Here is a 12,700-nt window from a genome sequence, read left to right as displayed (position 1 = left end):
CATGACGCCGAAGGAAATCCGGCTGCGCTATTCGTCGTGACGTCGGTTCCTGGACGAGGAAAGCAGCGGCGCGAACAGCAGGCGCGTGAAATTCGCCACCTGGTTCAGGAAGAACCCTTGCGCTTCGCTTATCGCCTGGTTGTACGCCTGCCGGTCGATCGTGCCTTCACATTCCTCCGATTTCAGCCGGCCGTCCTCATACCGCGTCTCGCGCCGGCGCACATGCAGGTTGCCGCCGTCGGAAAAAATTTCGGTGGAGGAGTAGCGGAAGGTGAAGAATCCTTTCGGTGGCGACCACGGCGAGGCGATGTGAAGCGGATCGGCAAGGCTGCCGCTTTCCCGTGGCGCAAGCGCATCCTTTTCCCCCTGCCTTAGCTTGTCGAGTTCCGTGCCCATTCCTCACCTCCGATGATCATGTTGCCGACGGCTTCGCGCAGTGCGTCGTCGACCGTGTCCAGCCATACGAATCGCAGCGCCCTGCGCGCCTCCTCCGGAATTTCGTCGAGTTCCTTGCGGTTGCGTCCGGGAAGCATCACGACCTCGATACCGGCCCGCAGTGCCGCGAGGACTTTTTCCTTGACGCCGCCCACCGGCAGCACCATGCCGCGCAGGCTGATTTCGCCGGTCATTGCGCAATCGTTGCGCACCGGCTTGCCGCGCACCAGCGAGGTCAGCGCGACATACATTGCCACGCCGGCGCTGGGCCCGTCCTTGGGCATGCCACCCGCCGGCACATGCACGTGGATGTCATTCCTGTCGAAGACATCTGCATTAACGCAGAGTTCGGCGCAATGGGCCTTGACCAGCGTCAGCGCCGCTTGCGCGCTTTCCTTCATGACGTCGCCGAGTTGTCCGGTGAGAATCAGCTTGCCGTTGCCCGGCGTCCGACTTGCCTCGATGAACAGGATGTCGCCGCCTGACGGCGTCCATGCCAGGCCGGTGGCGACGCCGGGCAGGCTGGTGCGCAGGGCGATCTCGCTTTCGAATTTCTTCGGGCCAAGGATGTCGGCGAGATCGCTTTCACCGACGCGGACTTGCTGCGTGCAGCCCTCTGCGATCCGCATCGCGGCATGGCGGAACACGTTGCCGATCTCGCGCTCGAGGTTGCGCACGCCCGCTTCACGGGTGTAGCCGCGGATGACCGCCTGCAATGCGCCCTCGCCCAGTTCGCACTGCGCGGCGGAAAGCCCGTCGGCCGCCAGTTGCCGTGCGATCAGGAAGCGGCGCGCGATCTCCAGTTTTTCTTCTTCCGTATAACCGGGGATGTGCAGGACTTCCATGCGGTCCTGCAGCGCGGCGGGAATGGTGTCGAGCACGTTGGCGGTGCCGATGAACATCACCTTCGACAAGTCGAAAGACTGGCCGAGGTAGTTATCGCGAAAAGTCCCGTTCTGCTCCGGATCCAGCACTTCCAGCAGGGCGGCAGACGGATCGCCGTGCAGGCCGGTGCTGAGTTTGTCCATTTCGTCGAGCATCATCACGCAATTGCGCGTGCCCGCCTTGCGGATGGCCTGGATGATGTTGCCGGGCATTGCGCCGACGTAGGTGCGGCGGTGGCCGCGGATTTCGGCTTCGTCGTGCACGCCGCCCAGGCTCACGCGCACGAACTTGCGGCCGGTGGCGCGCGCGATGCTTTGCCCGAGCGATGTCTTGCCGACGCCGGGCGGGCCGACGAAGCAGAGGATGGGGCTCTTGCCGTCCGGGTTCAGCTTGCGCACGGCAAGGTATTCGAGGATGCGGCGCTTGGCCTTGCGCAGGCTGAAATGGTCCTCGTCCAGGATACGGCGTGCAGCAGCGATGTCGATGCGCTCCTCGGTCATCGTGGCCCAGGGCAGCTCGCTCATCCATTCGAGGTAGGTGCACTGCATCCCGTATTCGGCCGAGGCTTCCGGCATGCGTGCGAGGCGCTGCAATTCCTTGCGCACATGCGCCTCCACCTCTTCCGGCATGCCGGAGCGGGCGATCGCTTCTTCGATGTCGCGCACGTCGCTGTTGCCGTCGTCGGCTTCGCCCAGTTCGTGCTGGATGGTCTTGATCTGCTCGCGCAACAGGAATTCGCGCTGGCGGTCGTCGATGCGCTCGCGGGTCTGTTCGTTGATCTCCTGCGACAGCCGCAGCACTTCAATGCGGCGCACCAGGTGGCCGAGCACCTTGTCGATGCGTTGCTGGAGGTCGATGGTCTCGATCAGATCCTGCTTCTGCAGCAGCGGCAGGTCAATCAGGCCGGCGATGAAATCCGCAAGGGTGGACGCGGAAGCAATATTGTCGGCGGCGCTGGCCAGTTCCGCGGGCGCCTGCGGCAGCAAATCGATCACCTCGGCTGCTTTCTCCTTCAGCTGGAGGAAGCGCGCCTGGATGCCGGGGGATTGCTCCTCGCTGTCTTCGATCTCCTGCACCCGCGCCGCGTGGAAGGGAAAACCGGCGACGAACTCGCGGATGCGGAAGCGGTGCTCGCCCTGGCAGACGAGGTAGTTCGCGCCATCCTGGCCGCTGATGTAACGCAGGACTGTTGCTACCGTGCCGGTACGGTGAAGTTGTTCCGGTTCCGGCATTTCCACCTCCGAGTCGTGCTGCAGCAGCAAGCCGACCGGGCGGCCGCTGCGCACGGCTTCCTGCGCGGCGGCGACCGAGCAGGCGCGGCCGAGGCTGATCGGCGCGATCATCCCGGGGAACAGGACGAGATAGCGCAAGGGGACCAGCGGCATGACATCGGCCGGGAGGTCGGGCCATACCGGGGCCGCGGCCTTGAATGCCTTGAAGGCGCTATCGCCATCGCCGCCGGCTGCAAGATCGCGGGCCGGGGCCTGTTCTGTTTTCATGGTGCGGCTTTCTTGAAACTCATTTCATGAGGAATCGGGCTCGCGTTCGCTGGCATTGCCGTTTTTTCAGGCATTGGACAGGAGCGCCGGTATTACCGTTCCTCATGCGCTGCCGGAAGCGGACGGACATGTCCACGGGAAAAAGGCGGCAGAACTTAACGCATCCGGACCAAGTCGAACTTGGCATCGCAACAACGCCGCAAACAAGGAAAGGAAACTCATGGACAACCAGACCCTGCCCGGCCTGCATGTGGCCGTCCTTCTCACCGACGGCTTCGAGCAGGTCGAATTCACCGAGCCGCGCAGTGCGCTCGAACAGCATGGCGCCATCATCAAGATCATTTCGAACGCCCGCGGAAAAGTGAAAGGCGTGCACCACGACCAGCCGGGAGACGACTTCAATGTCGATGCCACTTTCGATGAGGTCGATCCGATGGACTTCGATGCCGTCCTCCTGCCGGGCGGCAAGGAGAACGGCGGCCGCATCCGCGGCATCGAGGCAGCGCAACGCTTCCTGCAGCGCATCGATGAGGAAGGAAAGCCGATCGCCGCGATCTGCCACGGTTCATGGCTGCTGGCCTCGGCAGGCCTGGTCCAGGGGCGCACGCTGACCAGCTGGCCATCGCTGCAGGAAGACATCCGCAATGCCGGCGGCAACTGGGTCGACGAGGAAGTGGTGGTGGACGGCAGTCTGGTGACCAGCCGCAAGCCGGACGACATTCCCGCATTCAACGAGAAGCTGGTCGAAGTGTTTTCCTGGCGCATGAATGCCAGCCCGGGCGCGCAGGCGGAGCCCGCCAGCGCCGGTCCATCGAGCTAGTTGCGCGCGTGGGAGAGCTGGAAGCTGTCGATGCCGTCGACCGCAGCCAGCTCGCGGGAGAGTGTGCTGATGCGCGCGCCGCTGGCCTTGTTCAGCGCGACCGCGACGAACTGCCATTCCATCTTGCCGTCGCGCATCCCGATCACGATGGAGCCGCCGGCGACTTCATAGCCGTTCTTCAACATCCGTTCGCGGATCATGGCTTCGTCCGGCGCCTGGCCGCGTCCGAAGCAGAGCGAGATGGCGATTGCCTGCCGCGAAGGAAGGCGGCTCGACACTTTGGGCACCGACACCATGCACACGGCGGACAGCACCGCGAGCAGGATCGCCGCCAGGTAAAAACCGACGCCGACCAGGATGCCGGTCACCGATGCGGCCCAGATCGACGCCGCGGTGGTCAGGCCGCTGATGTTGAAACCTTCCTTCATGATCACGCCGGCACCGAGGAAGCCGATGCCGGTGACGATGCCCTGGATGATGCGGGTCGGGTCCGCGCCGAGGCCGATGGCAACCTGGCCGCCGTACCATTCGTGCGGATAGCCGGCGATGACGGTCAGCGCGGCCGAGGCCATGCAGACCAGGCCGTAGGTGCGCATGCCGGCCGCACGGCCGTGGTAGAAGCGTTCGTAGCCGACAAGGAACCCGAGCAGCAGGGCGCCCGACAACGTGAGGAACACGATCACGTTGCTCTCCAGTACCGGCCCGGTCCAGAACGCGCGTAGCGCTTCCTGCGTAAGCATAGTCACATCATCCTTCGTGTTCGATTGATCCCGTCGATGGAGACGGCCGCGGGCATAGTCCGCTTCACGCGCGGAAACGCCTCAGGCCGTCGAGGTCCAGGATCTGGATGCCGCCATAATCCACCTTGAGCAAGCCTTCCTTTTCCAGCACCTGCAGCGCCTGGTTCGCGCGCTGGCGGGATGCGCCGGACAGGTAGCCGATCTCCTCCTGCGAGATCTGCAGCAAGGAATCGGTGCCGGGATAGAGATGGGAATGGAAGAGTGCGGCCAGGCAGCGTGCCACGCGCGTGTCGACGTCGAGCAGGCGGTCGAACTCCACCATGCCGATGAACTGGCCCAGTCTTTCGTTGAGCTGCATCAATAGGAAGCGCGTAAACGGCAGGCTATTATCCAGCAGCCACATGAAGGTCTTGGCCGGCATGCGGGCAATGCGGCTGTCGCGCAAGGCCACCACGTCGTACTTGCGGCTTTCCTGCTTGAGCAGCGTACCTTCGCCGAACCAGCCGCCCTTCGGCACGCCGGTGAAGGTCACCGACTTTCCTTCGGGGGACAGGTTGTTCATTTTGACGAGGCCATCGATCACGCCGATCCAGGCATCCACCATCTCGCCTTTGCGGCAGACATATCCGCCTTTCGGCACGAACTGTTCGACGGTGTCGGCTTCGACGCGCGCCAGCTGTTCCGGTGTCAGGCCTTTCGCCCAGATGGTCTGGCGCAGTACCTCTTTGAAATCGCTCTTCTCGGACGTCATTGTGCGGCGCACCAACGAAATTTTATATTTATAAGGGGATTGTCAGTCAGATGACAGCGCACGAGAATCCAACTGTCTAGTATCCTGACACGAACAATAACGGAGACATTGTAAGCCGATATCAGTGCCGGGGATACCCCAAGGCACGATGGCTTGCACGCCCACGCAGGCGCTCCGATCCCTTCAAGACGGTTAGACCTGTTAAAGAGAGTGGGATGATGGTAGAGACGACAAAACCGGGCGGACGCACGTTCCCCCGACTGCTCCTGCAGCACGCGCAACAGCGCCCCGAAAAGCCTGCCTTCCGCGAGAAGGACCTCGGCATCTGGCAAACCTGGAACTGGAAACAAGTCGCCGACGAAGTGCGCGCGCTCGCCTGCGGTCTCGCCGCCATGGGCTTCAAGCGCGGCATGAACCTCGCGATCATCGGCGACAACCGTCCGCGGCTGTACTGGTCGATGGCGGCCGCGCAGTGCCTCGGCGGCGTTGCCGTGCCCCTGTACCAGGACGCGCCGGCGGCCGACATGGCCTACGTGCTCGACGACGCTGAAATCGATTTTGCCGTGGTCGAAGACCAGGAGCAGGTCGACAAGCTGTTCGAGATCAAGCAGAACCTGAGCCGCATCTCGCACATCATCTACGATGATCCGCGCGGCATGCGTCACTACAAGCAGAGCGAACTCGCTTCCTTCGAAAAGGTGCAGGAGCTCGGCCGCGCGTTCGACCGGGCGAACCCGGATTTCTTCATGAACGAGGTCAATGCCGGCAAGCCGGACGACACCGCCGTCATGCTGTATACGTCGGGCACCACCGGCAAGCCCAAGGGCGTGTGCCAGACGCACGGTTCCTTCATGGCTGCCGCCGAGGGCGGCGTCGGCTTCGACAAGCTCAGTGCCGACGACGACATCCTGTCCTACCTGCCGATGGCCTGGGTGGGCGACCACCTGTTCTCCTTTGCGCAGCAGATGGTGGCCGGCTTCACCGTGAACTGCCCGGAATCCGGCGACACCGTGTTGACCGACCTGCGCGAGATCGGCCCGACGTATTACTTTGCTCCGCCGCGCGTGTTCGAAAACATGCTGACCACCGTGATGATCCGCATGGAAGACGCGAGCGCCATCAAGCGCAAGATGTTCCATCACTACATGGAAGTCGCGCGCCGCGTCGGTTCCGACATCCTCGACCGCAAACCGGTCGGCATGATGGACCGCATCAGCTATGCGCTCGGCAACCTCTTCGTGTACGGTCCGCTGAAGAACGTGCTCGGCCTGTCGCGCGTGCGTGTCGCGTACACCGCAGGCGCGGCGATCGGTCCCGACCTGTTCCGCTTCTACCGCTCCATCGGCGTCAACCTCAAGCAGCTCTACGGTTCGACTGAAACCTGCGCCTATGTCTGCCTGCAACCCGACGGCAACATCAAGTTCGACAGCGTCGGCCTGCCGGCGCCGGGCGTCGAGGTCAAGCTGGCCGACAACGGCGAGGTGCTGGTGAAGTCTGCGGCGATGCTCAAGGAATACTACAAGCGTCCCGACGCGACCGCCGAGGTCATCGACAGCAACGGCTACTTCCACACCGGCGATGCCGGCATCTTCGACGAGGAAGGCCACCTGAAGATCATCGACCGTGCCGCCGACGTGGGCAAGATGAACAGCGGCGAGATGTTCGCGCCGAATTACATCGAGAACAAGCTCAAGTTCTTCCCCTTCATCAAGGAAGCGGTCGCTTTCGGCGACCAGCGCGACATGGTGTGCGCGTTCATCAACATCGACATGGAAGCCGTCGGCAACTGGGCGGAACGCCGCGGCATTCCGTACGCCGGGTACACCGACCTGGCCGGCAAGCGCGAGACCTACGAACTGGTCGCCGAATGCGTGGAGAAGGTCAACGCCGACCTCGCCACCGAGGCCATGATGTCGGGCACGCAGATCCACCGCTTCCTGGTGCTGCACAAGGAACTCGATCCGGACGACGACGAGCTGACCCGTACCCGCAAGGTGCGCCGCCGCTTCGTGGCCGACAAGTACAAGGTGCTGATCGATGCCCTGTACGCCGGAAAGATGTCGCAATACATCGAGACGCAGGTGAAGTTCGAGGACGGCCGCAAGGGCATGGTGTCCGCCGACCTGCGCATCGTGGATGTGAAGACCTATGACGCACTGAAGAAGGCCGCCTGACATGAACGAGAATCGCAAAATCGGCGATGTGATCCTGGATCTCCAGAACATCTCGCTGTCCTTTGGCGGCGTCAAGGCGCTGACCGACATTTCCTTCGATGTGCGCGAGCATGAAATCCGCGCCATCATCGGCCCTAACGGCGCCGGCAAGAGCTCGATGCTCAACGTGATCAACGGCGTGTATCGTCCGCAGCAGGGCGAGATCGTCTATCGCGGCCAGCACCGCAAGGACATGGATACCTACGCCGCCGCCAAGAGCGGCATCGCGCGCACCTTCCAGAACATCGCGCTGTTCAAGGGCATGTCGGTCCTCGACAACATCATGACCGGCCGCAACCTGAAGATGCAGACCAACTTCCTGCTGCAGGCGCTCTACTGGGGCCCGGCGCAGAAGGAAGAGATCGCGCACCGCAAGAAGGTCGAGGAAATCATCGACTTCCTCGAAATCCAGCACATCCGCAAGACGCCTGTCAGCCGCCTGCCTTATGGTTTGCAAAAGCGCGTCGAACTCGGCCGCGCCCTCGCCGCCGAACCGGAAATCCTGCTGCTGGACGAACCGATGGCCGGCATGAACGTGGAAGAGAAGCAGGACATGTGCCGCTTCATCCTCGACGTCAACGACCAGTTCGGCACCACCATCGTGCTGATCGAGCATGACATGGGCGTGGTGATGGACATCTCCGACCGTGTCGTCGTGCTGGATTACGGCAAGAAGATCGGGGATGGCTCGCCGGATGAGGTGCGGAGCAATCAGGATGTGATCAACGCTTACTTGGGCGTGGCGCACTGAAACTCCTCCCCTCTCCCGTAGGCGGGAGAGGGGCCGGGGGTGAGGGCGACAGCCAAGACCGGGAACCGCAATCTCACTTGCAAGCCCCCTCACCCCAACCCTCTCCCGCCCGCGGGAGAGGGGGCTGGACAAGGAATAGAACAGGGACAACACATGGAACTCAGTTTCTTCTTCGAAGTTTTGATCGGCGGCCTGCTCGCGGGCGTCATGTACGCGCTGGTGGCGCTCGGCTTCGTGCTGATCTACAAGGCCTCCGGCGTCTTCAACTTTGCGCAGGGCGCGATGGTGTTCTTCGCCGCGCTCACCTGCGTCGGCCTGATCGACAAGTTCGGCGTGCCGCTGTGGGTTGCGATTCCGCTGACCATGGGTGCGATGGTGCTGCTCGGTCTTGCCACCGAACGCATCGTGCTTCGCCCGCTGGTCGCGCAGCATGAGATCACGCTGTTCATGGCCACCATCGGCCTGACCTTCTTCATCGAGGGCCTGGCGCAACTGATCTGGGGCTCGCAAGTGCGCCGCCTCGACATCGGCATCGAAGACGTGCCGATCATGTTCCTGCTCGAGAACTACAACATCTCGATTTCGCAGTTCGACGTGACCGCCGCCGGCATCTGCGCGGTGCTCGTGACAGGCCTCGCGCTGTTCTTCTCGAAGACCAAGATCGGCCGCGCACTGCGCGCCGTGGCGGATGACCACCAGGCCGCTCTCGCAGTCGGCATTCCGCTGCAGCAGATCTGGGGCATCGTGTGGGCGGTCGCCGGTTTCGTGGCGCTGGTTGCCGGCCTGCTGTGGGGGGCACGCAACGGTGTGCAGTTCGCGCTGACCTTCGTGGCGCTGAAGGCGCTGCCGGTGCTGATCCTCGGCGGCTTCACCTCGGTGCCCGGCGCGATCCTCGGCGGCCTGATCATCGGCGCGTCGGAGAAGCTGGCCGAGGTGTACATCGGCCCGATGGTGGGCGGCGGCATCGAGGGCTGGTTCCCGTATGTGCTGGCGCTGCTGTTCCTGCTGGTGCGGCCGGAAGGGCTGTTTGGCGAGAAGATTATTCGAAGGATTTGATACCGGAAGCCCTCTCCTTCAAGGGGAGGGTTGGGGTGGGGATGGGTTTCTTCTTTATGCGCTACTGAAACCCATCTCCCACCCGGCCTCCCCCTTGAAGGGGGAGGAGAACATCAGAGAAAACAGAGGGTACATATGTTCTACCGCGAAGCAGGTCAATTCAAACCCACCTACCAGGCCGACAACCAGATCTTCCCGATCAGGCAGGACCGCATCGGCATCTATGCGCTGCTGGCGATCGCCTTCGTCATCGTGCCGATGTTTGCATCGCCTTATACGTTCTCGGCGATCCTGATCCCTTTCCTGATCTTCTCGCTCGCCGCGCTCGGACTGAACATCCTGACCGGTTACGCAGGCCAGCTCTCGCTCGGTACCGCGGCCTTCATGGCGGTCGGCGCTTTTGCCTCGTACAACTTCGTGCTGCGCATCCCCGGCATCCCGATCCTGGTCGCCTTCATCCTCGGCGGCCTGTGCGCCGCGATGGTCGGCGTCGCCTTCGGCCTGCCCTCGCTGCGCATCCGCGGCTTCTACCTGGCCGCCGCAACGCTGGCGACCCAGTTCTTCGTCGTCTGGTGCCTGACCAAGATCGGCTGGTTCACCAACTACAGCTCGTCCGGCGTGATCACCGCGCAGCAGATCACTATCCTCGGCTATGAGTTCAACACCCCGGCCAGCAAGTACCTGCTGACGCTGTCGATTGTCTGCGTGATGGCGCTGATGGTGAAAAACATGGTGCGAAGCAACGTCGGCCGCTCGTGGATGGCGGTGCGCGACATGGACGTGGCGGCCGAGGTGATCGGTTTCCGCCTGATGCGCACCAAGCTGCTCGCGTTCGCGGTGAGCTCGTTCTACTGCGGCGTCGCCGGCGCGCTGTATGCGTACGCCTACCTCGGCACCGTGGAGCCGGAAGCCTACAGCCTGGACCTGTCCTTCCGCATCCTGTTCATGATCATCATCGGCGGCGTGGGCACCATCATCGGTTCCTTCTTCGGCGCGGCCTTCATCGTGCTGCTGCCGATCGTGCTGAACATCATCGCCCACACTTTCGGGCTCCCCACTTCGGTTGCGTCGAACCTCGAACTGATGGTGTTCGGCGCCCTCATTATTTTCTTCCTGATCGTCGAGCCCCACGGCCTGGCCCGCCTGTGGCAGATCGCGAAGGAAAAACTGCGGTTATGGCCATTCCCGCATTGATGCAAGCAGTCCAATACAACTAGTTGTTACAACTGTCCTACCTTAGGAGGAGCACATGAAGTTGATCAAAACAGTCCTGCTCGGCGCAGCGCTGGCTGGCACGGTCGGCGTCGCCGCCGCCCAGGAACAATACATTCCCATCCTGTCCTATCGCGTCGGCCCTTACGCCGCAGGCGGATCCGGCTTCTTCGGCGGATCGATCGATTACTTCAACCTGGTCAACGCCAACGGCGGCATCAACGGCGTGAAGATCAAGTGGGAAGAGTGCGAAACCGAATACAACGCATCCCGCGGCGTCGAGTGCTATGAGCGCCTGAAGTCGAAGAACGGCGGCGCCGCCCTCGTTGAGCCGCTGTCCACCGGCATCGCCTACGGCATCCTGGACCGCGTCGCCAACGACAAGATCCCGATGACGACCCTCGGCTACGGCCGCTCCGACGCCGCCAACGGCAAGGTCTTCCCGTATGTCTTCCCGCTGATCACCAGCTACTGGAACCAGGCGGCCGCAATGACCGCTTACCTGGGCAGCAAGGAAGGCGGCCTGGACAAGCTCAAGGGCAAGAAGATCGTCCACCTGTACCACGACTCCGCCTTCGGCAAGGAACCGATCCCGGTTCTCGACGCGCAGGCTGCGCAGTACGGCTTCGAACTGATCAAGATCCCCGTCGCACATCCGGGCAACGAGCAGCAGTCGCAGTGGCTGCAGATCCGCCAGGCCAAGCCGGACTACGTGATCCTGTGGGGCTGGGGCGTGATGAACGCCGTGGCCATCAAGACCGCGCAGCGTAACGGCTTCCCGCGCGAGAAGATCCTCGGCGTGTGGTGGGCTGGTTCGGAAGAGGACGTGATCCCGGCAGGCGACGCCGCCAAGGGTTACACCACGATGACCTTCAACACCCCGGGCAACTACCCGGTCCTCGACGAGATCCGCAAGAAGGTCTATGACGCCGGCAAGGGCAACCTCGACGACAAGTCCCGCGTCGGTTCCGTGTACCACATGCGTGGCGTGACCGCCGCGATCCTGTGGACCGAAGCGATCCGCAAGGCGCAGGAAAAGTTCGGCAAGGGCAAGGTCATGAACGGCGAGCAGATCCGCTGGGGCATGGAGAACCTGAACGTCGACGAAGCCCGCCAGAAGGCGCTTGGCGTGCTCGGCATGTTCCCGCCGGTCAAGACTTCCTGTGAAGACCACGAAGGTTCGGGCGCCGTCAAGGTGCAACAGTGGAACGGCAGCAAGTGGGTGCCGATCACTCCGAACTGGGTCACCGGCGACAAGGCACTGACCAAGAAGCTGATCGAGGAATCCTCGGGCAAGTACGCCGCGGAGAAGAAGATCACTCCGGCCTGCGCAAGCTGAACGGCCAGGGAACGTTACCTGCATTTGGCCAAGCCATGGCTCCCTTCTCCCGCAGGCGGGAGAAGGGAGCCAGGCTGATGTAATCCGTTTCAAGAAGAGACACCATGACAACGCAAACCGTAGCGCAGGCCGTCCCCGCGGCCAATGGCCAGCCTTACCTCTCCGTCAACAACATCGAAGTGATCTACGACCACGTGATCCTGGTGTTGAAGGGCGTTTCGCTGCAGGTCCCCCAGGGCAAGATCGTGGCGCTGCTGGGCGCGAACGGCGCCGGCAAGTCGACCACCATGAAGTCGATCTCGACGCTGCTGCGCGGCGAGCGGGGCGACGTCACCAAGGGCAGCGTGGAATTCAAGGGCGAGCGCGTGGACCAGCTTACGCCCAACGAACTCGTCAAGCGCGGCCTGTCGCAGGTGATGGAAGGCCGTCATTGCTTCGGACACCTCACCATCGAGGAAAACCTGCTGACCGGCGCCTACACCCGCAAGATTTCGCGCGCCGAGCTGAAGGACCAGCTGGAGATGGTGTACCACTATTTCCCGCGTCTGAAGCAGCGCCGCATGTCGCAGGCCGGCTATACCTCCGGCGGCGAACAGCAGATGTGCGCGATCGGCCGCTCGCTGATGGCCAAGCCGTCGATGATCCTGCTGGACGAACCGTCGATGGGCCTGGCACCGCAGATCGTGGAAGAGATTTTCGAGATCGTGAAGGATCTCAACCACAAGGAAAACGTGTCCTTCCTCGTCGCCGAGCAGAACACCATGGTCGCGCTGCGCTATGCGGACTTCGGCTACATCCTGGAGAACGGCCGCGTCGTGATGGAAGGCGCTGCATCCGACCTGGCATCGAACGAGGATGTGAAGGAATTCTATCTCGGCGTGTCGGGCGCGGGACGCAAGAGCTTCCGCGACATGAAGTTCTACCGCCGCCGCAAACGCTGGCTGGCGTAAACACCGACCCGTCGGGTGCGCCCTGCACCCGATGTCTCGATTGCAGCCG

11 protein-coding genes are annotated in these 12,700 nt (G+C 62.8%); 7 read left to right on the top strand and 4 right to left on the bottom strand.

What is annotated here, in order from left to right:
* Positions 1-27: 27 nt before the first annotated feature.
* Positions 28-396 (bottom strand): hypothetical protein, encoded by a 369-nt coding sequence (locus AC3WOY_RS11640; RefSeq protein ID WP_492423863.1) that lies wholly within the window; start codon positions 394-396, stop codon positions 28-30.
* A complete protein-coding gene (gene lon / locus AC3WOY_RS11635; RefSeq protein ID WP_492429275.1) occupies positions 372-2,705 on the bottom strand; it encodes an endopeptidase La in 2,334 nt (777 codons plus the stop codon). Before lon ends, AC3WOY_RS11640 begins: the two co-directional genes overlap by 25 nt.
* A 334-nt stretch (positions 2,706-3,039) precedes the next feature.
* Between lon and AC3WOY_RS11630 the strand changes: the two genes are divergently transcribed.
* Positions 3,040-3,639 (top strand): type 1 glutamine amidotransferase domain-containing protein, encoded by a 600-nt coding sequence (locus tag AC3WOY_RS11630; protein WP_492423861.1) that lies wholly within the window; start codon positions 3,040-3,042, stop codon positions 3,637-3,639.
* Here the strand turns inward: AC3WOY_RS11630 and AC3WOY_RS11625 are convergent.
* Positions 3,636-4,379 carry an MgtC/SapB family protein gene (locus AC3WOY_RS11625; RefSeq protein WP_492423859.1) on the bottom strand — a complete coding sequence of 248 codons (744 nt, stop codon included), beginning with the start codon at positions 4,377-4,379 and terminating at the stop codon, positions 3,636-3,638. The genes AC3WOY_RS11630 and AC3WOY_RS11625 overlap by 4 nt on opposite strands.
* A gap of 64 nt (positions 4,380-4,443) precedes the next feature.
* On the bottom strand, positions 4,444-5,130 hold the full coding sequence (locus AC3WOY_RS11620) for a Crp/Fnr family transcriptional regulator (protein WP_492423857.1): 687 nt from the start codon (positions 5,128-5,130) through the stop codon (positions 4,444-4,446).
* A gap of 218 nt (positions 5,131-5,348) precedes the next feature.
* Between AC3WOY_RS11620 and AC3WOY_RS11615 the strand changes: the two genes are divergently transcribed.
* The 6 genes from AC3WOY_RS11615 (at position 5,349) to AC3WOY_RS11590 (ending at position 12,651) form a co-directional block, all read left to right on the top strand.
* Complete coding sequence (locus AC3WOY_RS11615; protein ID WP_492429273.1) at positions 5,349-7,304, top strand: AMP-dependent synthetase/ligase; 1,956 nt, start codon at positions 5,349-5,351, stop codon at positions 7,302-7,304.
* Position 7,305: 1 nt separating this feature from the next.
* On the top strand, positions 7,306-8,094 hold the full coding sequence (locus tag AC3WOY_RS11610) for an ABC transporter ATP-binding protein (RefSeq protein WP_492423855.1): 789 nt from the start codon (positions 7,306-7,308) through the stop codon (positions 8,092-8,094).
* 153 nt (positions 8,095-8,247) lie between these two features.
* Positions 8,248-9,150, top strand: coding sequence for a branched-chain amino acid ABC transporter permease (locus AC3WOY_RS11605; protein WP_492423853.1), 903 nt, complete (start codon positions 8,248-8,250; stop codon positions 9,148-9,150).
* Between the two features lie 135 nt (positions 9,151-9,285).
* Positions 9,286-10,344, top strand: coding sequence for a branched-chain amino acid ABC transporter permease (locus AC3WOY_RS11600; protein ID WP_492423851.1), 1,059 nt, complete (start codon positions 9,286-9,288; stop codon positions 10,342-10,344).
* A gap of 55 nt (positions 10,345-10,399) precedes the next feature.
* Positions 10,400-11,701 (top strand): ABC transporter substrate-binding protein, encoded by a 1,302-nt coding sequence (locus AC3WOY_RS11595; RefSeq protein ID WP_492423849.1) that lies wholly within the window; start codon positions 10,400-10,402, stop codon positions 11,699-11,701.
* Between the two features lie 104 nt (positions 11,702-11,805).
* Complete coding sequence (locus AC3WOY_RS11590) at positions 11,806-12,651, top strand: ABC transporter ATP-binding protein (RefSeq protein WP_492423847.1); 846 nt, start codon at positions 11,806-11,808, stop codon at positions 12,649-12,651.
* Positions 12,652-12,700: the final 49 nt, after the last annotated feature.

Source organism: Noviherbaspirillum sp. FW303-A3 (assembly GCF_058788695.1).
The sequence above is the reverse complement of the archived record's forward strand: the minus strand, read 5'-3'. Positions and strand labels throughout refer to the sequence as shown.